We start from the raw sequence: 19,945 nt of genomic DNA on the forward strand, positions 1-19,945 counted from the left end.
CATGGTGAGGGAATCATATTTCAGGCACATGACCGTCCAGAACGAATCGAACTCCGAAACCCAAAGCGTTGGATACGAATGTATACAGCGATATGTGAAAACGCTGGACAGCTCGCCCGGTGTGTACCGGATGTTGGATGCGGACAGTCGGGTTCTGTACGTGGGCAAGGCGCGAAACCTGAAGGCGCGGGTATCGAACTATACGCGGCCCGGACATTCGGGGCGGATCGAGAAGATGATCGCCGCGACGGTTTCGATGATGTTTCTGACCACGCGGACCGAGACCGAGGCACTGCTGCTGGAGCAGAACCTGATCAAGCAGCTCAAGCCCAAGTACAATGTGCTGCTGCGCGACGATAAGAGTTTTCCGAACATTCTGGTCGCCAAGGATCATGGGTTTCCGCAGATCAAGAAACATCGTGGGGCGAAGAAAGAAAAGGGCGCCTATTTTGGCCCATTCGCCAGCGCCGGAGCGGTGAACCGGACGCTGAACCAGTTGCAAAAAGCGTTCCTGCTGCGCAACTGCTCGGATTCCATGTTCGACAGCCGGACGCGGCCCTGTCTGCTGTATCAGATTAAGCGCTGTTCTGGGCCGTGTGTTGGGTTGATCTCGGAAAGCGATTACGGCGAAAGCGTCAAGGATGCGGAACGGTTCTTGTCGGGCCGGTCGACCAAGGTGCAGGAAGAACTGGCCGAACAGATGATGGCCGCGTCCGAGGCGATGGAGTTCGAACGCGCCGCCAGCCTACGCGACCGTATTCGCGCGCTGACGCAGGTGCAGACGTCCCAAGGCATCAACCCGCGCGGCGTGGCCGAGGCGGATGTGATTGGCCTCTATCTGGACAACGGGCAGGCCTGTGTGCAGGTGTTCTTTATCCGGGCCAACCAGAACTGGGGCAACAAGGACTTTTACCCTCGGGTCGGGGCGGATGTGTCGCCAGCCGAGGTGATGGAGGCTTTCCTTGGGCAGTTCTACGACAACAAGGAGCCGCCGCGTCAGTTGATCCTGTCGGACGGGGTCGAAAACGCTGATCTGATGCAGGACGCGCTGTCGGAAAAGGCCGGTCGCAAGGTGGAAATCCTTGTGCCGCAGCGCGGTGAGAAACAAGAACTGGTCGCCGGAGCCCTGCGCAACGCACGCGAGTCACTGGCACGGCGCATGTCGGAAAGCGCCACGCAGGCCAAGCTGTTGCGCGGCGTGGCCGAGGCGTTTGATCTGGACACGCCACCCGAGCGGATTGAGGTCTACGATAACAGCCATATTCAGGGCACCAACGCGGTGGGCGGCATGATCGTGGCGGGCCCCGAGGGGTTCATGAAAAACGCCTATCGCAAGTTCAACATCCGGGGCGATGATCTGACCCCCGGCGACGATTTTGGCATGATGAAAGAGGTTTTGACTCGCCGTTTCACCCGCTTGCAAAAAGAAGACCCAGACCGAGACAAGGGTCATTGGCCCGACCTGCTGTTGATCGATGGCGGCGCGGGGCAGTTGAGTGCGGTGCATGAGATCATGGTCGAACATGGCGTCGAAGACATCCCGATGGTCGGTGTCGCCAAGGGTGTGGACCGCGACCACGGCAAAGAGGAATTCCACCGTATCGGCCAACGCGCCTTTGCGCTGAAGCGCAACGATCCGGTGCTGTATTTCATTCAACGCCTGCGGGATGAGGCGCACAGGTTCGCCATCGGCACCCATCGCGCCAAACGGGCCAAGGCGGTTGGGGCGACGCCTCTGGATGAAATCCCCGGCGTGGGCGCGGCGCGCAAACGCGCTTTGCTGACCCATTTCGGCAGCGCTAAGGCGGTCAGCCGGGCCAATCTGGCGGATCTCAAGGCGGTGGACGGGATCTCAGCCGGGTTGGCGCAGAAGGTCTATGATTTCTTCCACGACAAGGGCTAGGCCCGCCGCCCGCGCCACAGGATGTACAGCCCCGAGGCCACGATCAGCGCCGACCCGATCCACATGGTCTGGTCCAGCCGCTCACCAAACATGACCACACCCAACCCGATGCCGAACAGCAGTCGGGAATAGCGGAAGGGCGTGACGGATGAGACCTCACCCGTGCGCATCGCCTTCATCAGCGAGGCATAGGCCATAACGCCCATCACGATTGCGCCGGTCATATGCAGACTGACTTGCGTGCTTAGGGGCTGCATCGGTGTGCCCTCCCAGAACCGATAGGCCAGCCCGGCGACGATGATGCAGAGGAAACCGTAGAACCCCAGCACCTCGGTCCCCAGTGACGCGGGCGCGGCGCGGCTGGCCAGATCGCGGCCTGCGAACCCCAACATTCCCAGCACCGCAAGGATGGACAGGGCCGAGAAGCTGTCTCCGGTTGGTTGGATGATAATGACGACGCCGACAAGGCCGATCAGAATGGCGCTCCACCTGCGCCAGCCGACGGTTTCGCCAAAGACCAAAGCAGCGCCCGCAACAACGACCAGAGGCGTGGCCTGCAATATCACCGTAGCCGAGGATAGTGGGGTCAGTGCGATGGCCAACACATAGAACAACCGTCCGAGTATTTCGAACACCACGCGCACTTTCATTGGGCGCGACAACACATCCGGCTGAAACAGTCGCGTGCCGCGCAGCAGGGCCACCACCGCATAGATCACCGCGCCGCCTGCGCCGAACAGCACCAGCACCTGCCCGATCGGAATTGCGGCCGAGGCGGCCTTGATCAGCGCGTCCTCAAGCGCGAACAGAGCCATCGCAGCGATCATCCATGCACTGCCGATCAGGTTCGATCGTGGGTCGGTTTGAATGTGGGTTGTCATGTTTCGCTCTGTCTGAACCAGTCGCCAATCTGGCCGCAAACACTGTGCGCGCCAAGTCGCGGAAACGGGGTTGCGACCCTTTGACCGCAATCACTGCAACCGCCTGTGATCGGGGCAGATTTTCAACGGGCCATCTTTCATGTCCTGAACCGGCGATGTAAAGTTTTAACCATGAAGTGGAACCTGCCCAATATCCTGACCGTGCTTCGCCTATTGGCGGCGCCAGGCCTGGCCGTGATGTTTTTGTATTTCACCCGGCCCTATGCCGATTGGTTTGCCCTGATCCTGTTCATGTCCGCCGCCATCACCGACTGGTTCGATGGCTACTTGGCCCGTGCTTGGAAGCAGGAAACAAAGATTGGCGCGATGCTGGATCCGATTGCCGACAAAGCGATGGTGGTGATCGCGCTGATGATCCTTGTGGGCTATTCGACAGAACACTGGACGCCTTGGCTGGTTTTGCCCGCTACCGTGGTCCTGTTCCGCGAGGTTTTTGTCTCGGGCCTGCGAGAGTATCTGGGCGATGTAGCCGGAACTTTGAAAGTGACCAAGTTGGCCAAGTGGAAGACCACGGCGCAAATGGTGGCGATTGCCATCCTGTTCTCGCAGGGGATATTCGAGCACTATTTCGTCATGGCCACTTTCGGCATGGACCCCACGATCATAGATCAGGTCCTGACTGGCGAGGTCGAGGACCACAACCACCTCCGCTGGCATTTGGAAGGCATGTTCTGGTCGGGCCGTATTGGGCTGTGGCTGCTGTGGATTGCTGCGACGCTGACATTGATCACGGGCTATGACTACCTACGTAAAGCCATGCCCCATCTGAAGGAGAGCTAAGCGATGGACGTGCTGTATTTCGCCTGGGTGCGCGAACGCATCGGCCTGCCCAAGGAAAAGGTCGAAACGCAGGCCGCGACGGTCAGCGATCTGGTCGCTGAACTCAGCGCGCGCGAAGACCGCTATGCTGCTGCCTTCGCAGATCTGTCGGCCCTGCGCGTGGCGCTGGATCAGGAACTGTCGGACTTTGACGCCCCGCTGTCGGGCGTGCGCGAGGTTGCGTTCTTTCCGCCCATGACAGGCGGCTGAGATGCGGATCGTCGTACAGGAAGCCCCGTTTGACATGGGGGCAGAAGCCAACGCCTTTGCTGCTGGGGATGATGCTGCCAACGGGGCCATCGTGACCTTTACCGGCGTTGTGCGCGACCTGGCCACAGGCGATCTGGACGTGATGGAGATCGAACACTACCCCGGCATGACCGAACGCGCCCTGACCAAGATCGCGACCGAGGCGCAATCGCGCTGGTCGCTGGGCGATGTGCTGGTGATTCACCGCCACGGACGGCTGGCTCCAGGAGATCGGATCATGATGGTGGCCACCGCCTCGCCCCACCGCAAAGATGCGTTCGAGGCGGCCGAGTACCTGATGGACTACCTCAAATCCCGCGCGCCGTTCTGGAAGAAAGAGATCACCAACGCAGGCGCCGATTGGGTCGCCGCCAAGGACGAAGACGAAGACGCGCTGAGCCGGTGGTGACTTAATCCGCGTTGTTGATGCGTCCGCGCAGTTCCTCGGCCTCTTGCCGGGCGGCGCGTAGGCCTTCCATTGCGGCGGACAGCTCGGCCTCGGTCTGGGTCAGTTGATTGGTCAACTCGGCCTCGCGTTGCTGCAGATAGGTTATGGCCTGATCGCGGGTTTCCTCGGCCTCGTGCAGCTCTTGGCTCATGCGGTCCAGATCGGCCACGTCGCTTTGGCGCACGCGGGACAGACGGTGGGCCAGCCAATTGGCGAACCATCCCATACAGAACGCGCCGAACAGGATGATGGCCGTGGCGATGATGAATTCCAGTCTGTTCAACTTATTGGTCCCCCGCGCCGGTATCTACGGCGTCTTCTGTCGGTTCGGCGTCCGTTTCCATTGCCTCAAGCCCGGTTTCCGTCGCAGCGACGGGTTCAGGACGGATCAGGCGAAACTCGATCCGGCGGTTTTCCTCGCGGCCTTCTTCGGTGTCATTATCGGAGATGGGTTGCGTTTCGCCATAGCCCACAGCGGTATAGCTTGAGGTTGGAACCCGGCGGCCGCGCAACTCGTTCAGGATGGATTGCGCCCGTGCCTGGCTGAGCTGCTGGTTCATTTCCTCGCGGCCCTGGCTGTCGGTATGGCCCTGAATCTCCATCCGGATTGGGCCGCAGTCCCGCAGGATTTCGGCGATCTGGTTGACCGTATCACGCGAGTCAGCGGCGACAGTGGCAGACCCAGGTTCAAAGGCGATTTTGCTGGAGGACTGGACCTGCGCGATCTGTTCTTCGCACTGTTCGGGGTCAGGAAGTGTGTCCTCGGGTTCGGGTGGGGCCTGATAGGTGATCGACAGGTTAAATTCCTGGGCGTCGCCCAACTTGTCCGACAAAAGGCTGGTGATCCCGGCCCGTGTGTCGGGGTCATGGGTGACGCCGCTCAGGGCGACGTCATCAGGTGTCACCGTCAGAACGCCGTTGTGTAGTTGCGCCAATGCTTCCAGCCCAGCCAGCACGCGCACGGGCCAGTCGGCAGGCAGGTCCGGTGCGATCCTTGTGGCGGTATAAACCTGTTCCGAGCCAAAGGCCGCGCGGGCAAAGCTGTCGACCATGTCGCGCAGGGTTTCGTCACCCAGACGTCCGCGCATCTGGACCAAACCTTCGGGGCTGCGCGTGGCCGAGAATTCGGGCGGGCCAGCAGGGGCGTCTTCTTCGGGTTCGGGCAGCACGGCATGCAGGGCAAAGACGTCGGGAAGGGCTGTCTCAAGCTCGCCTACTACCCGATCAAAAGTGCCTGGGTCTGTGCCCATTGCGGCCACAAGCGTGATATCTGCGTCGGACATGGTGACAGACCCCTGACCGATCTGTGCCAGCGCCCGAATGCTGAGAATCGCTGCTTCGGACCACCGAGGAGACGGCTCACCCAGTCCGATCGTACAACTATAGGGCCCAGTCATGCCGGTTTCCTGCGCGGCGGCGATGATGGCGGTACGGGCATCTTCATCCTGCGCCGAGCAGGCATCGAACTGACCACCCTCGGCTCCGATCAGATAGCGCAGGGTAAAGGGCGTGATCACCGGGCGCGGGGCCGAGATTGCAAGCCCTATCCGCAAGCTGGGTGGGGCTGCGCGCGTCAGCTCTTGTTCCAGCCGCTCTTTTTCATGGCGACTATCCGCGATGGCGGTGATCTTGACCAGCCCCGGACTGGCCGAGATCTTGGCACGGGGCAGGCGGACCAGCGCTTCGATGGCAAAATCCAGCGCGTCGTCCCAACCTTTAGGGGTGGGATAGTCGGCCGTTTCCATCAGGTCCGATACGTTGTCGGCATCCAGGCGGCGCAACCGCTCGATCAGCGCATCGCGATCTTGGGTGGCGGGGATTAGGCCGATAACCGAGATGCCACTGTCATTGCGCAAAATCTCGGCCGAGAATTTCGGTGGGGCCAGCTGCGTTGTCGGCGCCACCTCCATGTCATCAATGACGCGCGAGGTATCAACCTCGGTCCCGGCGGCGGTCAGGGCGCTGAACCGGGTGGCCTCGTCCTGCGCGGTACCGGTCAGCACCACGCGCAACCCGTCCGATTCGACCTCGGCCCAGTCATGGCCTTTCAGGTCCAGCGCGCGGCGGACGGCAAATTCCGATGCTTCCTCGACCGCGGTCACCGCATAGCTAGCGGCCAGCAGGGACAACCCGGCCGAAACGAGGAAAATCAGGGCAGCAGCTAAGAAATAGGGCAGGCGCATGTGCGGGCAGACGACTCCTCGGGTTTTTGGGGGGACTCTTACAGAGCCCCGCGCCGAGGTGCAATCAAACCAACAGTGCCACGCACAGGAAGATCAGCGGAATAAGGCCGGTGTCGCGGTTGGCGCGGAACAGCTGCAGCAGCTTGGCGTTGTCCTCGGTGTCCAGCCCGCGCAATTGCCACGCCATGTGCCAGCCCATTGCCCACGGCCCGGCCAGCGCAACAAACAGCGCCATGATCGAGGCCTGCGTGGTTATTGCGTCAATAATCGCCAGACCCATCAGGGAAACGGTGGCCACAAGGAAGTATTTCAGCCACTTGGCCGTGTCCTCTCCGAACAGACGCGCGGTGGATTTGATGCCGATCAGTTCGTCATCTTCGGTGTCCTGATGGGCATAGATCGTGTCATAGAACAGCGTCCACGCAATCCCGGCCAGATAGAGCAAAATCGCAGGCACACCGATGGATCCGGTATGTGCGGCCCAGGCCAACAGAACACCCCAATTGAAGGCCAGCCCTAGAAACACCTGCGGCCACCACGTGAACCGTTTGGCGAAGGGATAGATCGTGACCGGCAGCAGCGACAGGACGCCCATTGCTATGGCCGTCTGATTGAAGCTGAGCAGAATGCCCAAAGCCAACAGGCATTGCAGCCCCATCCAGACCACCGCCTGCCGCACCGTGACCTGACCCGAGGGGATGGGCCGCGAGCGGGTACGCTCAACCTGCGCATCGAATTCGCGGTCGGTGATGTCATTCCATGTGCAGCCCGCGCCGCGCATCAGGAAGGCGCCGATGGCGCATCCGGCGGCGATCCACAGATCCTCCCACCGGGGCGAGCCGTCGCTGAGGACAGCCAGCACAAGGCCCCACCAGCAAGGGATCAGCAGCAGCCAAGTGCCGATGGGTCGATCCGCGCGGCTGAGGCGCAGATAGGGGCGGGTAAAGGCGGGCGCGTGAGTGTCGACCCAGTTGCCGCTGACGGCATCAGCGACCTGACCATCTGGTGTTGGGGCATTGCCTTGCATATTAAGGTCTCATGAGTGCAAAGATCAGACTGTATGTAGAGCACCCTTTGGGTGCGGGGCAATCGGTTCCTTTGACGCGTGATCAGGCCCACTACCTGTTCGGCGTCATGCGGCTGGCCGTCGGCGGACAAGTGTCCTTGTTCAACGGCCAAGATGGCGAGTGGCTGGCCGACGTTGCCGAGGCGAGCAAGCGTGGCGGTGTGCTGACTTGCGCCCGCCAGACCAAGCCGCTGCAACTGCCGCCCGATCTGTGGTTCCTATTCGCGCCGATCAAAAAGGCCCGTACTGATTTCATCGTTGAAAAAGCGGCCGAGATGGGGGCTGCGCGCATTCTGCCGGTACAAACCGAATTCACCAATTCCGAGCGTATCCGGCAAGACCGTCTTCAGGCTCACGCGGTCGAAGCAGCCGAGCAATGCGGCGGCACCTACGTGCCAGAGGTTGCCGATCTGCAACGTTTGGACCGACTGTTGGACGCATGGCCCGAGGACCGTCAGCTGATGTTCTGTGATGAGGCCGAGGTCGGCTCGGCCTTGCGTCTGGCTGCCCATGAGTCGGGCCAGCCCTGGGCTATTTTGATCGGGCCCGAGGGGGGGTTTTCGGATCGAGAGCGCGCGCGTCTGGCCGGGTTGTCCTTTTCCCATGTCGTCAGTCTTGGGCCGCGCATCCTGCGGGCCGATACGGCGGCGGTGGCGGCCTTGACCATGTGGCAGCAGGCCTTGGGGGATTGGTCATGAACTGGCGACCGGCTGATACGACGGACGTGCCTGCGATCCGCCGGTTTCTGTCGCGGCATGTCCAGACCTCGATGTTTCCGCTGGCCAATCTGCGCGAATACGGCTTGGGCGGAACCAGCCCGCGCGCGCTGAGTGCCTGGGTGTTGGGTGACGATCCGTGGGCCGTTTTTGCCATCACCAACGAAGGTATGGTTCTGCCACAATGCCCCGATTGTTCCGACGCCGATCTGCTGGCCGCGATCGACCTGATCCGCGGCAGGCCGCTGTTCGGGATTGCAGCCGAGGCGACCCAAGCGCGGCGGATCATGCAGCTTGCGGGCTGGGCGGGCCGTCCCGCGACACTCAATAGTGACGAGCCGGGGTTCACTCTGGACCTGACCCAACTTGTGGTGCCCGATACCACCGGTGCGACGCTTGAGCCTTTGGGTGGGTTCAACGGAGACATCACCGAAGAATGGCGACGCGACTATTTGATAGAGGCGATGGATTTCGCTCCTGACCGCGCGCGGAAGCAAGCGCGTAAGGACTATGTGACCTATCTGGACCTAAATTCGCACCGGGTACTTGTGGTCGATGGTCAGCCCGTGGCGATGACAGGGTTCAATGCGCGCCTGCCCGATGTGGTTCAGATCGGCGGGGTCTATACCCCGCCCAAGCTGCGCGGGCGCGGCTATGCGCGGTTGGCTGTTTCCTTGCATCTGCTCGAGGCAAATGCCAGCGGCGTGTCGCGCGCGGTGCTGTTTGCGGCTTCCAATTCGGCGGCGCGTGCCTATATGGCAATCGGATTCAAACCAGCAGGACAGTTCTCGCTGATCCTGTTCAAGAACCCGAAGGACCCGGCATGAGTTTCATCCGACCCGAAGCCAAACTGACCCTGTGGCGCTGGCGCGAAGTGCTGGTTGCCATGGCCGTCCTGCTGGTTGGCCTGAGCTGGATTGGCGGTCCCGGTGGCCTGCTGGGCTGGATGGGCTGGGTTCTGGTTGCCGTGGCCGTGGCGCTGGCCGTCATAGGTTTTCAGCGCGCGCGATTTCGCACTGGGGCAGGCGGCCCCGGCGTTGTCACCATCGACGAAGGTCAGATCACCTATCTGGGCCCGCTGGACGGCGGCATGGTCGCCACGCGCGAGATCGAACGGCTGGCACTGGACCCGACCTCGAACCCGGCGCATTGGGTACTGTCTCAGCCGGGCCAGCCAACGCTTCACATTCCCGTGAATGCCGAAGGGGCCGAGGCGCTTTTTGATGTGTTCTCGAACCTGCCGGGGCTGAAAACCGAACAGATGCTGGCCGAATTGAACGGCGGTGCGGTGCATCCCGTGGTGATCTGGGAAAAGCGCCCGATGCGACCGGCGCATCTGCGGCTGCATTGACACTGGCGGCATTTCACCCCACGACTCACCCAAAGACAGACACATCAGGATCGGAGAGCGGTTCATGTCCATCCCCCAGTCCGGCGGCGGGCCGATCGAACGCCACGAACAGCTAGCGGAATATCTGGAATCGGGCTGCAAGCCCAAAGCCGATTGGCGCATCGGGACCGAGCATGAGAAGTTCGGTTATTGCAAGGACACGCTGAAACCGCTGCCGTTCGAGGGTAAACGCTCGATCGTCGCAGTGCTGGAAGGTCTGCGCGACCGCCATGGCTGGGCCGAGGTGCGCGAGGGTGACAACCTGATCGGTCTGGAAAAGGACGGCGCGAATGTCAGCCTGGAACCCGGCGGTGCGCTGGAACTATCGGGTGCTCCGCTGGAGACGATCCACGAGACCTGCGATGAGGTGAACACCCACCTGCGCGAGGTGAAGGATATCGCGGATGAGATCGGCGTGGGCTTTATCGGACTGGGCGCGGCTCCGATCTGGACCCATGACGAGATGCCGTTGATGCCCAAGGGCCGCTATCGGCTGATGAACGACTATATGGAAAAGGTCGGCACCATGGGCCGCGCCATGATGCGGCGCACCTGCACGGTTCAGGTCAATATCGACTTTGGGTCCGAGGCCGACATGGTCCAGAAGCTGCGCGTGGCGCTGGCGCTGCAGCCGGTCGCGACGGCGCTTTTCGCCAATTCGCCTTTCTTTGAGGGCAAGCCCAACGGCCAGAAAAGCTGGCGCAGCCATATCTGGCGGCATCTGGATGATGCGCGGACGGGCATGTTGCCGTTTGTGTTCGAAGAGGGCTTTGGGTTCGAGCGTTATGTGCAGTACGCGCTCGATGTGCCGATGTATTTCGTCTACCGCGACGGCCAGTACATCAACGCGCTGGGCATGTCTTTCCGCGATTTCCTGCAGGGCAAACTGCCCGCACTGCCCGGTGAAACGCCAACGCTTTCCGATTGGGCCGACCATCTGACCACCGCCTTCCCCGAGGCCCGCATTAAGAAATACATGGAGATGCGCGGCGCCGATGGCGGCCCGTGGCGGCGTTTGTGCGCACTGCCTGCCTTCTGGGTTGGTCTGACATATGACCAAGGCGCGCTGGATGCGGCATGGGATCTGGTCAAAGGCTGGGATGCGGAAACCCGCGAAGAACTGCGCGTTCAGGCTGCCGTTCAGGGTCTTCAGGCGCAGGTTGGCGTTATCAACATGCACGATCTGGCGCGCGAGGTCGTGGCGATTTCCGAGGCCGGTCTGAAATCCCGCGCCTTCCCCGGCGCAGGCGGGCTGGTGCCGGATGAGACGCATTTCCTGAACGCCCTGAAGGAAAGCATCGATACAGGGAAAGTCCCCGCCGATGAGTTGCTGGATCACTACAATGGCGACTGGAATGGCGATCTGACCCGGATTTATCCCGAATACAGCTATTGATCCGCACCGTCCCGCTTGCATTCGCAGGGCTGGCCCGATAGCAGGTTGGCGACCAAATTCAGAGGGCGTCATGGACGATCTTAAGGCAAAATATCTGGGCCAAATCGCCGAGGCCGGTGACGAGAACGCGCTTGAGGCGATCCGCGTCGCCGCCGTGGGCAAAAAAGGCGAGGTCGCGCTGAAGATGCGCGAGCTGGGCAAAATGACGCCCGAGGAACGCCAGGTTGCAGGCCCCGCGCTGAACGCCCTGAAGGATGAGATCAACTCGGCGCTGGCCGCTAAGAAGGCCGCGCTGGCCGATGCCGCGCTGGATGAGCGTCTGCGCACCGAATGGCTGGACGTTACCTTGCCGACCCGTTCGCGCCGTCAGGGCTCGATCCACCCGATCAGCCAGGCGACCGAGGAACTGACCGCGATCTTTGCCGAACTGGGCTTTTCCGTGGCCGAAGGGCCTCGGATCGAAGACGACTGGTATAATTTTGACGCCCTGAACATCCCCGGACACCACCCCGCGCGGGCCGAGATGGACACGTTTTACATGCACCGCGCCGAAGGCGACGACCGCCCGCCGCATGTGCTGCGGACCCATACGTCTCCGGTGCAGATCCGCTCGATGGAGAAACAGGGCGCGCCGATCCGCGTCATCTGTCCGGGCGGCGTGTACCGCGCCGACTATGACCAGACCCACACGCCGATGTTCCATCAGGTCGAGGGGCTGGCTATCGACAAGGACATCTCGATGGCGAACCTGAAATGGGTTCTGGAAGAGTTCGTGAAGGCGTTCTTCGAGGTCGACGATGTCGAGCTGCGCTTCCGCGCCTCGCACTTCCCCTTCACCGAGCCGTCGGCCGAGGTCGACATCCGCTGTTCCTGGGACAACGGCCAGTTGAAGATCGGCGAGGGCGACGACTGGATGGAGATTCTGGGCTCGGGCATGGTCCACCCCAAGGTGATCGCCGCCGGTGGGATTGACCCCGAGGTCTATCAGGGCTTTGCCTTCGGAATCGGCATCGACCGCCTGGCGATGCTGAAATACGGCATTCCTGACTTGCGGGCGTTCTTTGACAGCGATCTGCGCTGGCTGCGGCACTATGGGTTCGCGGCACTGGATATGCCGAACCTGCATGGTGGTTTGTCGCGGTGAACCAAAACTCGTTGAGTTATGCTGCTCAACTGATTTTTAGGCTTGCTCTTGGTACAATCCCAAGCCTGTCTACGGCTGAGCAAGTCAAAAAAGGCCACCTATGTTTCGAGCTGTGGCAGGACCAGGTTGCGGAGATTCGAAGTGCCTTCCCCGACGGTTTTCCATCAAACCAAGTTGTCTATTTTGCCGGGACCGATGGCAGAACTTTTGACTGCCTAAATGTCGGTGCTCCCTCTAGCGTTCTTGAAGAATCAGAGTTTTGGTCGCAGCAAATCGCGCCGCATGCTGATGAAATGGCGAGAGAGTCGGATGAGGTTTCTGTCAACTTCTGTAACTTAAGTCGCCAAAGAATAGGCGGGTTTCAAGTTGTTGCAGTACACTTGCCTTATGAAACAGAGGAGCTGACTTCTTCAACATGCCAGAAGAGGCTCCGCGACCTCCCGGACCGTATTAAGTTCATCTTCAATTAAGTGGCATGTGGTGCCTTTCGAAGCTTATCAATTCGTATTTTGAGGCGCGGAGCAAAGGCCGATAGGCCGCCGCGCTATCGCCAGACCGCCCGGACGGGCTGGCGATTTGTCTCCGTCCGCGCACCGCTCGAACAGTACACGGACATGGCAGGCATAAAGTGTTAAGCACAGCCCAAAGATCGCCATCCCGCGGTCTGGCGATAGCGCGGCTTGCGCTCTGTCCGAAGGGCCAGAACCTGCGCGTGTTACAGTTTCCCACACGGTTGTGACGTGACAGTCCGCGTCAGGCGGCTAGGCTCCGGCCTATGATTTACCGTCTGCTTTTCCTGCTGCTGACCGCTACCCCTGCCTTTGCCATGGGGCCTTGGAAATCCGATTGCCATGGCGACACCGCCTGTGATCTGGGTGATCGCTCGTATCATGTGTTAGAGCCCGAGGAATGGGACGGGGAGACCCCTCTGCCCGTTCTGTTGCACTTCCACGGCTGGGCGCGTCAGGGCACCGTGGTGGTGAACCATCAGCGCATCGCTGGGGCCACAAAACTGCGCGGCGTGTTGCTGGTGGCCCCCAACGGCTTGGGCAAAAGCTGGGACTTCTGGACATCAGACACACGCGACGTGCCCTTTGCCGATGCGGTGCTTGAGGATGTGGCCAAGCGCTATCCGGTTGATCCTGAACGTATCTACGTCTCGGGGTATTCCTTTGGTGGCGCGATGGCGTGGCGCTATGTGTGCCAGTCTGGCAATGACATTGCCGCCCTGTTGGCCGTTGCGGGCAGCATCCGCCAGACCGAGGACTGCCCCGAAGCCCCGCGCGAGGCGCGCCATGTGCATGGCCTCAGCGATACAGTGATGGACTTCCCCTATGGCACCAACGGGGACACGACCTATCCGGTGGCCCTTTGGCGCGCGGCGTATGAGTGCCACGATGCCACCCCGCGCGGCGATTGGAGCGTGGTGCCGATCCTGACCCTCAGCCGGGTCGAGTGGACCGATTGCGCACGCGGGCAGGTCACGCTGGACACGCATCCGGGCGGGCATTTTATCCCCCATGGCTGGATCGGGCGGCAATTGGACGAGCTTTTGGGCCGCACCCCCACCTATCCGTGACGCGCAGCGCTTGCACCTTGGCGCATTCTTTGTCATTGCCTGTGCCGACTGGATGTTTGCCAAAAAAGGCCCCGAGCAATGAAATTCACTTTGTCCTGGCTGAAAGACCACCTCGACACGGACGCGTCGGTTGATGAGATCGCCGAGGCGCTGACCGACCTCGGGCTAGAGGTCGAAGAGATCGTGAACCCGGCGGACCGGCTGGCAGACTTTACGCTGGGCCATGTGAAACACGCGGAAAAGCATCCCGACGCCGACAAACTGCGGGTTTGCACAGTGGAAACCGATGAGGGCGATCTGCAGATCATCTGCGGTGCCCCCAACGCGCGCGAAGGTATCACTGTCGTGGTTTGCAAACCCGGCATGTACATCCCCGGTCTGGATATCACCATCAGCGTCGGCAAGATCCGGGGCGTCGAAAGCTTTGGTATGATGGCATCCGAGCGCGAGCTGGAGTTGTCGGACGAGCATGATGGCATTATCGAACTGCCCTCGGGCGAAGTCGGTGATCGGTTCGTGGACTGGCTGGCCGAGAATGATCCGTCCAAGGTCGATCCGATGATCGAGATTGCGATCACGCCGAACCGCCCCGATGCGTTGGGTGTGGCTGGCATCGCTCGTGATCTGGCAGCGCGTGGGGTTGGCACGCTGAAAGAGCATATCCACGCGCCAGTGCCGGGGGATTTCGAATGCCCGATCAAGGTGACGATTGATGACGACACACTGGACGGCGCGCCGCATTTCACCGGTCGTGTGATCCGGGGCGTCAAGAACGGTCCCAGCCCGCAGTGGCTGCAGGATCAGTTGAAGGCCATCGGTCTGCGGCCCATTTCGGCGTTGGTGGATATCACCAACTACATGACCTTTGACCAGAACCGCCCGCTGCACGTCTTCGATGCCGACAAGGTGCAGGGCAACCTGCGGGTTCACCGCGCCAAGGGTGGTGAAACGCTGGTGGCGCTGGATGAGAAGGAATACACTCTGCAGCGCGGTATGATGGTGATCTCGGACGACAAGGGCGCGGAATCCATCGCGGGTATCATGGGCGGCGAGGAAACCGGCTGTACCGATGAGACGGTCAATGTCTTCCTCGAAAGCGCCTTCTGGGATCATGTGCAGATCGCCCTGACGGGCCGCGCGCTGAAGATTAACTCGGACGCGCGTTACCGCTTTGAACGCGGCGTTGACCCGCAATTCACCCGTGAAGGGCTGGAGCAGGCGACGCAGATGATTTTGGATATCTGCGGCGGTGAAGTGTCTTCGGTTGTTGAGGCCGGGAAGGCTCCGAACCACGCGCGTGCCTATAAGTTGGATGCGGCGCGGGTGCAGTCTCTGGTCGGGATGGAGATACCCGAAAGCGAACAGCGCCAGACCCTGACCCGTCTGGGCTTCCGTCTTGAGGGTGAGATGGCCCATGTGCCCAGTTGGCGTCCCGATATCATGGGTGAGGCCGATCTGGTGGAAGAGGTCGCGCGGATCGCCTCCCTGACCAAGCTGCAGGGCAAACCGCTGCCGCGTGTGACTGATGGCATCCCCAAGGCGGTGATGACACCGACGCAGCGCCGTCAGTCGATGGCGCGCCGGACCTGCGCGGCGCTGGGATACAATGAATGTGTGTCCTACACCTTCATTGATCAGGCCTCGGCCGCCCTGTTTGGGGGTGGCGATGCCGCGACGCAGCTGGAAAACCCGATTTCCTCGGAAATGAGCCACATGCGTCCCGACCTGCTGCCCGGTCTGCTGCAGGCGGCCGCCCGCAATCAGGCGCGCGGCTTTGCGGATGTCGCTCTGTTCGAGGTTGGTCCGGTCTTCCATGATGGCGAGCCCGGCGATCAGAAAACCCAGATTGCCGGTCTCTTGGTGGGCCGCGATGGCCCCAAGGATGTGCATGGGGCCGCGCGCGCCGTGGATGTGTTCGACGTCAAGGCCGATGTCGAGGCTGTGCTGGCCGCCATCGGAGCGCCCGCCAAGGTGCAGGTCCAGCGCGATGGTGATGCGTGGTGGCATCCGGGACGGCACGGAAAGATCTGCCTGGGGCCGAAAAAGGTGCTGGGTGTGTTCGGTGAGCTGCACCCGCGTATTTTGCAGGCGATGGACATCAGGGGCCCGGCGATGGCGTTTACCATCTGGCCGGACGAGGTACCTCTGCCCCGCAAATCCGGGGCGACCCGTGCGGCATTGGAGCTGCGCGATTTGCAAGCGGTCGAGCGTGACTTTGCCTTTGTCGTCGATGCGGATGTCGAGGCTTTGACGCTGGTGAATGCAGCGGCGGGGGCGGATAAGGCCTTGATCGAGGATGTGCGTGTTTTCGATGAATTCATCGGCGGTAGTTTGGGTGAGGGCAAGAAATCTCTGGCCATTACCGTGCGTTTGCAACCGACGGACAAAACCTTGAAGGAAGAAGATATCGAGGCGGTTGGCCAGAAGATCATCGCCAAGGTCGGCAAGGCCACTGGCGGCGTGTTACGCGGTTAAACCAGCCTTGATCCAAATGCGAAGCGCGCCTGCGGGCGCGCTTTTCTCGTTTCTGGGGATGGTGTTGCCGTGTCGCAACAGAAAACTGCGGGCTCTTTCAGGGGGTTGAGCAGAATCGGCAAGCCACCCTATTGACGCCTTCCTAACGTAATCAAACCCCGGAGTCTGCCAGATGCCAGATCCCAAACGCGCCCAAGCGCCTTTCATTTTCTGATTGCCCGCCAGCATTCCGGCGGGCCTTGTTTCCCGTTGGAGAGCTGTCATGAAACTTCAAGACATCTCGATGATCCGGCAAATTTTGCCGCAAGAGATGCCCTTTCCCTATTATCCGGACCGGCAAAGCCCATGGTTGCTGTGCCAGTCGATGCAGGCTGAGATGCCGATCTCGGACCTTAAACAGTCCGACCTGTCCCGCTTGCTAACGCGCCCTTTGGTGCAGCCGATTGTGGCGTCTTGTGGCGGGGTCCTGCGGCGGCACGATGTGATGGCCGTGGCTCACGCGGACCGCGCGATGCGGCTTGGGGCTTTGGGCCCGGCGGCGACAAGGGGGCTGGAGGTTGCGTATCAATCCGATTGGCTGGATTTCTGCCTGAGCTTCGACATCTGGTCCGGCGAGCAGACGACACGTAAAGCCCACAATCTGGTGGTTCAGCTTGGGTTCCCAAGCGAACACGCGGCGTTACTGTGGCAATTCGAACAGCGTGCTGAGGTTGGCGCCTATCAAAGCAGCCTGCACCCGGTTCGCAGACACGGGCGCCCGACACTGGCTTGGTGTCGTCTGGATCTGGACCTGCAAAGCGGCCATTGCCTGATCTAAGAGATCCAGTCCGATTGGCTGCGTTTCGTAGGTCGCGCCCGGCGGCGGTTGCAACATCGTGCGCCCCGGTCGCGGGCATTGCGGCTGACCAGCGACTATGAGCAAAGCCTGCAGCAGAGATACGCCAAAATCTGGGCCGATGTGATGATGCTGTCGGTCCTGATGCTGCTGCGGGATGAGTTTGCCGTGCGTGATGTCTGGATGCACCAGCCAGAGTCCGGCGCTAAACTGAAAGGGATTACATGGGGTCGGCTGCCGCCGCGTTCGATCTATACCCGACTGCCGCGTGCATTCGGGTTCCAACAAACGCGCGAGATGCCCCCAATGCTGGGCAGCAAACATCGCAGTACAGCCCGGCGGGCGGTGAAAGAGGATCAGCCGATTTTCTGGCGGTTACGCTTCTGAACGCCCCTTGGGTTGCCACCGATTTCTGACTAGGGTCGCAGACAAATAACAAGGAGTTAACTATGGGCCTGAACGTATACCTCTCGGGTGAAATCCATACCGATTGGCGGGAACAGATCATCGATGGCGCCAAGGGGCTGGATGTCACTTTCAACAGCCCCGTCACCGATCACGCCGCCAGCGACGATTGCGGCGTGGCCATTCTGGGGGCAGAGCCGAACAAATACTGGCACGACCACAAAGGTGCGATGGTCAACGCCATTCGCACCCGAAAGGGTATTGCGGATGCCGACGTGGTCGTTGTGCGGTTTGGCGACAAGTATAAACAGTGGAACGCTGCGTTTGATGCGGGTTACGCCGCCGCGTTGGGCAAATCGCTGATCGTGCTGCACGGCTCCGATCATCAGCACGCGTTGAAAGAGGTCGACGCCGCAGCGCTGGCCGTCGCCGAGCACCCCGCTCAGGTGGTCGAGGTGCTGCGCTATGTTCTGACCGGACAACTGCCCGGATAGCGGGCGTTGGGGCGGGGCAATGCCTCGCCCCCGATCTGCCTTAGCTTGTCGCAGGTATAGTTAATCCGCGCTGGACTGCTGGACGTTCCAGGAAACGGTCCACATAAGGCTGAAGATTGGCGAAATCCGACCATCCGAGCATGTCTTTGACGCCGTAGTAGTCCAACCCGCGCAGCCATGGGACTATGGCGATATCAGCGATCGAGTAGTCCCCGGCGATCCAGTCCTGCCCGTCCAGCTGCGTGTTAACGACGTTCAACAGACGCTTGGCCTCGTTGATGTAGCGCTTGCGCGGGCGAGGGTCTTCGATCTCGCTGCCAGCGAATTTGTGGAAATAGCCAAGCTGCCCGAACATCGGACCCAGCCCGCCCATCTGGAACATCAACCATTGGGTCACACGTGCTTTGTCCACCGCGGTTTTTCCAATCAGCTGACCGCTTTTCTCAGCCAGATACAGCAGGATCGCACCGCTTTCGAACAATGAGACCGGCTCGCCATCCGGTCCGTTCGGGTCGATGATGGCCGGGATCTTGTTGTTGGGGTTCAGCGAAAGGAATTCGAGGCTTTTTACGTCTGAGTCCGCCAGCGTGACCAGATGCGCCTCATAGGGCAGGCCGATCTCTTCGAGCATGATCGAGACTTTGACGCCGTTGGGCGTGGGGTAGGAATAGAGTTGCAGTTTTTCCGGTGACTGTGCGGGCCAGCGGGCAGTGATCGGGTGGTTTGCGGCGTCCAGCATAGGGGCTCCTGTATGAAGGTTCCGAACACAGTTAGGTGTTGCGGTGCCGATCTACCAGTGGCGCGCGCTGTGCGTTACTGGTCAGATATTGTGCATTCGGGAACAGGCGGGGAAAAGCAGAGAAATCCGCACCTAGACTGACGCGCATTTATCGCTCACAGTTTGGTGATCTCCGCGCGCGTCGCGGGTTTTCTTATGGCTTGTAGAAGGAGAAACGCGTGGATGAAGTTGCTACACAGGTCGGTGCTTTTGCGCCGCTGGTGATGAATGCCGTGAAGGCACTGGTTGTTCTGGTATTGGGCTGGACCGTAGCTGGGATGATCGCGGGCGTGGTGCGGCGTCGCATCAACGCAACCCCACAAATCGATCCGACGCTAGGGAATTTTGTTGCCAGCCTGGTGAAGTGGGCGATCCTGGCGATGGTGCTGGTCGCTGTTCTGGGCATTTTCGGGATCGAGGCCACAAGTATCGTCGCTATTCTGGGTGCCGCCTCGCTGGCCATTGGTCTGGCCTTGCAGGGGACGCTCAGCGATTTGGCGGCCGGGGTGATGCTGGTCGTATTCCGGCCGTACAAGCTGGGTCAGTATGTCGATATTAGCGGTACTGCCGGGACGGTGAAGGATCTGAACCTGTTCACAACGGAACTGGTCACCCCTGACAACGTCCAGATCATCGTGCCCAATGGGCAGGCCTGGGGCAGCGTGATCACCAATTTCTCGGCCCATGACACGCGCCGCGTCGATCTGGTGTTCGGGATCGACTATGGCGACAGTGCGGATGCCGCGATGCAGATCATCCTGGACGTGGCCAAAGCCGACAAGCGTATTCACAGCGACCCGGAGCCCTGGGTACGTGTGACAAATCTGGGCGATAGCTCGGTCGACCTGACAGCGCGCCTATGGTGTGACGCGGGAGATTACTGGGACGTGAAATTCGAGCTGACCAAAGCTGTGAAAGAGGCATTCGACGCCAAGGGCGTTTCGATCCCTTACCCGCATTCGGTCGAGATTCACAAGCAGGCGTAAATCTCCCGCCCGTCATACGGGCATTGAAATGCCCTTTTCCGGTTGGGCCCAGCGCCGCGCTAATCGCGCGGCGCTGTTGCGTTTTGCGGGAGCGTTCGTCTTGTGCCCTCCGCGCCGCGTCGCAGACGCGGCGCTATG

The 19,945-nt window shown here is 61.0% G+C and carries 21 protein-coding genes; 16 read left to right on the forward strand and 5 right to left on the reverse strand.

Translation table 11 applies throughout. The features are described from left to right. Window positions 1-28 precede the first annotated feature (28 nt). A complete protein-coding gene (uvrC, locus tag GOV79_RS09740; RefSeq protein WP_170789638.1) occupies window positions 29-1,903 on the forward strand; it encodes an excinuclease ABC subunit UvrC in 1,875 nt (624 codons plus the stop codon). Here uvrC and GOV79_RS09745 read toward each other — a convergent pair. Beyond that, entirely contained in the window at window positions 1,900-2,784 is an 885-nt protein-coding gene (locus GOV79_RS09745) for a DMT family transporter (RefSeq protein WP_170789639.1), read from the reverse strand. The genes uvrC and GOV79_RS09745 overlap by 4 nt on opposite strands. 171 nt (window positions 2,785-2,955) lie before the next feature. Between GOV79_RS09745 and pgsA the strand changes: the two genes are divergently transcribed. From pgsA to GOV79_RS09760, 3 genes are read left to right on the forward strand one after another with little or no spacing between them, the layout of a single operon-like run. Further along, window positions 2,956-3,624: a CDP-diacylglycerol--glycerol-3-phosphate 3-phosphatidyltransferase gene (gene pgsA, locus GOV79_RS09750; RefSeq protein WP_170789640.1), complete on the forward strand. Its 669-nt coding sequence runs from the start codon at window positions 2,956-2,958 to the stop codon at window positions 3,622-3,624. Window positions 3,625-3,627: 3 nt separating this feature from the next. Further along, complete coding sequence (moaD, locus tag GOV79_RS09755) at window positions 3,628-3,873, forward strand: molybdopterin converting factor subunit 1 (protein ID WP_170772714.1); 246 nt, start codon at window positions 3,628-3,630, stop codon at window positions 3,871-3,873. A 1-nt stretch (window position 3,874) separates the two neighbouring features. Further along, a complete protein-coding gene (locus tag GOV79_RS09760) occupies window positions 3,875-4,321 on the forward strand; it encodes a molybdenum cofactor biosynthesis protein MoaE (protein ID WP_170772713.1) in 447 nt (148 codons plus the stop codon). A 1-nt stretch (window position 4,322) separates the two neighbouring features. Here GOV79_RS09760 and GOV79_RS09765 read toward each other — a convergent pair whose 3' ends face one another. The 3 genes from GOV79_RS09765 to ubiA form a co-directional block, all read right to left on the reverse strand. Then, entirely contained in the window at window positions 4,323-4,643 is a 321-nt protein-coding gene (locus tag GOV79_RS09765; RefSeq protein ID WP_170772712.1) for a hypothetical protein, read from the reverse strand. A 1-nt stretch (window position 4,644) separates the two neighbouring features. Continuing rightward, window positions 4,645-6,543, reverse strand: a complete 1,899-nt coding sequence (locus GOV79_RS09770; RefSeq protein WP_170789641.1) for an OmpA family protein — start codon at window positions 6,541-6,543, stop codon at window positions 4,645-4,647. A gap of 64 nt (window positions 6,544-6,607) precedes the next feature. Further along, window positions 6,608-7,570, reverse strand: a complete 963-nt coding sequence (ubiA, locus tag GOV79_RS09775) for a 4-hydroxybenzoate octaprenyltransferase (protein WP_170772710.1) — start codon at window positions 7,568-7,570, stop codon at window positions 6,608-6,610. Between the two features lie 11 nt (window positions 7,571-7,581). On the opposite strand from ubiA, the gene GOV79_RS09780 reads away from it, so the two are divergent. From GOV79_RS09780 to GOV79_RS09830, 11 genes are all read left to right on the forward strand, one after another. Beyond that, window positions 7,582-8,307: a 16S rRNA (uracil(1498)-N(3))-methyltransferase gene (locus GOV79_RS09780; RefSeq protein WP_170789642.1), complete on the forward strand. Its 726-nt coding sequence runs from the start codon at window positions 7,582-7,584 to the stop codon at window positions 8,305-8,307. Continuing rightward, window positions 8,304-9,152: a GNAT family N-acetyltransferase gene (locus GOV79_RS09785; protein ID WP_170789643.1), complete on the forward strand. Its 849-nt coding sequence runs from the start codon at window positions 8,304-8,306 to the stop codon at window positions 9,150-9,152. The genes GOV79_RS09780 and GOV79_RS09785 overlap by 4 nt, the downstream gene beginning before the upstream one ends. After that, a complete protein-coding gene (locus GOV79_RS09790) occupies window positions 9,149-9,676 on the forward strand; it encodes a hypothetical protein (protein ID WP_170789644.1) in 528 nt (175 codons plus the stop codon). The genes GOV79_RS09785 and GOV79_RS09790 overlap by 4 nt, the downstream gene beginning before the upstream one ends. A 64-nt stretch (window positions 9,677-9,740) precedes the next feature. Continuing rightward, the gene (locus tag GOV79_RS09795) at window positions 9,741-11,111 is read left to right on the forward strand and encodes a glutamate--cysteine ligase (RefSeq protein ID WP_170772705.1); all 1,371 of its coding nucleotides are present in this window, start codon (window positions 9,741-9,743) and stop codon (window positions 11,109-11,111) included. 70 nt (window positions 11,112-11,181) lie between these two features. After that, the gene (gene pheS / locus GOV79_RS09800; protein WP_170789645.1) at window positions 11,182-12,255 is read left to right on the forward strand and encodes a phenylalanine--tRNA ligase subunit alpha; all 1,074 of its coding nucleotides are present in this window, start codon (window positions 11,182-11,184) and stop codon (window positions 12,253-12,255) included. Then, complete coding sequence (locus tag GOV79_RS09805; protein WP_170789646.1) at window positions 12,252-12,725, forward strand: hypothetical protein; 474 nt, start codon at window positions 12,252-12,254, stop codon at window positions 12,723-12,725. Before pheS ends, GOV79_RS09805 begins: the two co-directional genes overlap by 4 nt. A gap of 305 nt (window positions 12,726-13,030) precedes the next feature. After that, window positions 13,031-13,834, forward strand: a complete 804-nt coding sequence (locus GOV79_RS09810) for a CE1 family esterase (RefSeq protein WP_170789647.1) — start codon at window positions 13,031-13,033, stop codon at window positions 13,832-13,834. Window positions 13,835-13,912: 78 nt separating this feature from the next. Beyond that, window positions 13,913-16,309 (forward strand): phenylalanine--tRNA ligase subunit beta, encoded by a 2,397-nt coding sequence (gene pheT / locus GOV79_RS09815; RefSeq protein ID WP_170789648.1) that lies wholly within the window; start codon window positions 13,913-13,915, stop codon window positions 16,307-16,309. A 262-nt stretch (window positions 16,310-16,571) separates the two neighbouring features. After that, window positions 16,572-17,126, forward strand: a complete 555-nt coding sequence (locus tag GOV79_RS09820) for a hypothetical protein (protein ID WP_170789649.1) — start codon at window positions 16,572-16,574, stop codon at window positions 17,124-17,126. Between the two features lie 78 nt (window positions 17,127-17,204). Then, window positions 17,205-17,531 carry a hypothetical protein gene (locus tag GOV79_RS09825; RefSeq protein WP_170789650.1) on the forward strand — a complete coding sequence of 109 codons (327 nt, stop codon included), beginning with the start codon at window positions 17,205-17,207 and terminating at the stop codon, window positions 17,529-17,531. Window positions 17,532-17,593: 62 nt separating this feature from the next. After that, window positions 17,594-18,043, forward strand: a complete 450-nt coding sequence (locus GOV79_RS09830) for a YtoQ family protein (protein ID WP_170789651.1) — start codon at window positions 17,594-17,596, stop codon at window positions 18,041-18,043. Window positions 18,044-18,083: 40 nt separating this feature from the next. Here the strand turns inward: GOV79_RS09830 and GOV79_RS09835 are convergent, their stop codons facing one another. Continuing rightward, window positions 18,084-18,782, reverse strand: a complete 699-nt coding sequence (locus GOV79_RS09835) for a glutathione S-transferase family protein (RefSeq protein WP_170789652.1) — start codon at window positions 18,780-18,782, stop codon at window positions 18,084-18,086. A 263-nt stretch (window positions 18,783-19,045) separates the two neighbouring features. On the opposite strand from GOV79_RS09835, the gene GOV79_RS09840 reads away from it, so the two are divergent. Next, on the forward strand, window positions 19,046-19,807 hold the full coding sequence (locus GOV79_RS09840) for a mechanosensitive ion channel family protein (protein ID WP_174839453.1): 762 nt from the start codon (window positions 19,046-19,048) through the stop codon (window positions 19,805-19,807). Window positions 19,808-19,945 lie beyond the last annotated feature (138 nt).

It is taken from the genome of Ruegeria lacuscaerulensis, from assembly GCF_013034745.1.
GTDB classification, from domain to species: domain Bacteria; phylum Pseudomonadota; class Alphaproteobacteria; order Rhodobacterales; family Rhodobacteraceae; genus Ruegeria; species Ruegeria lacuscaerulensis_B.

Excerpts from the sequence above, each read along its gene's own strand:
- uvrC (WP_170789638.1), top strand. The coding sequence starts at position 29 with ATGACCGTCCAGAACGAATCGAACTCCGAAACCCAAAGCGTTGGATAC.
- GOV79_RS09745 (WP_170789639.1), bottom strand. The coding sequence starts at position 2,784 with ATGACAACCCACATTCAAACCGACCCACGATCGAACCTGATCGGCAGT.
- pgsA (WP_170789640.1), top strand. The coding sequence starts at position 2,956 with ATGAAGTGGAACCTGCCCAATATCCTGACCGTGCTTCGCCTATTGGCG.
- moaD (WP_170772714.1), top strand. The coding sequence starts at position 3,628 with ATGGACGTGCTGTATTTCGCCTGGGTGCGCGAACGCATCGGCCTGCCC.
- GOV79_RS09760 (WP_170772713.1), top strand. The coding sequence starts at position 3,875 with ATGCGGATCGTCGTACAGGAAGCCCCGTTTGACATGGGGGCAGAAGCC.
- GOV79_RS09770 (WP_170789641.1), bottom strand. The coding sequence starts at position 6,543 with ATGCGCCTGCCCTATTTCTTAGCTGCTGCCCTGATTTTCCTCGTTTCG.
- ubiA (WP_170772710.1), bottom strand. The coding sequence starts at position 7,570 with ATGCAAGGCAATGCCCCAACACCAGATGGTCAGGTCGCTGATGCCGTC.
- GOV79_RS09780 (WP_170789642.1), top strand. The coding sequence starts at position 7,582 with ATGAGTGCAAAGATCAGACTGTATGTAGAGCACCCTTTGGGTGCGGGG.
- GOV79_RS09785 (WP_170789643.1), top strand. The coding sequence starts at position 8,304 with ATGAACTGGCGACCGGCTGATACGACGGACGTGCCTGCGATCCGCCGG.
- GOV79_RS09790 (WP_170789644.1), top strand. The coding sequence starts at position 9,149 with ATGAGTTTCATCCGACCCGAAGCCAAACTGACCCTGTGGCGCTGGCGC.
- GOV79_RS09795 (WP_170772705.1), top strand. The coding sequence starts at position 9,741 with ATGTCCATCCCCCAGTCCGGCGGCGGGCCGATCGAACGCCACGAACAG.
- pheS (WP_170789645.1), top strand. The coding sequence starts at position 11,182 with ATGGACGATCTTAAGGCAAAATATCTGGGCCAAATCGCCGAGGCCGGT.
- GOV79_RS09810 (WP_170789647.1), top strand. The coding sequence starts at position 13,031 with ATGATTTACCGTCTGCTTTTCCTGCTGCTGACCGCTACCCCTGCCTTT.
- pheT (WP_170789648.1), top strand. The coding sequence starts at position 13,913 with ATGAAATTCACTTTGTCCTGGCTGAAAGACCACCTCGACACGGACGCG.
- GOV79_RS09820 (WP_170789649.1), top strand. The coding sequence starts at position 16,572 with ATGAAACTTCAAGACATCTCGATGATCCGGCAAATTTTGCCGCAAGAG.
- GOV79_RS09830 (WP_170789651.1), top strand. The coding sequence starts at position 17,594 with ATGGGCCTGAACGTATACCTCTCGGGTGAAATCCATACCGATTGGCGG.
- GOV79_RS09835 (WP_170789652.1), bottom strand. The coding sequence starts at position 18,782 with ATGCTGGACGCCGCAAACCACCCGATCACTGCCCGCTGGCCCGCACAG.
- GOV79_RS09840 (WP_174839453.1), top strand. The coding sequence starts at position 19,046 with ATGAATGCCGTGAAGGCACTGGTTGTTCTGGTATTGGGCTGGACCGTA.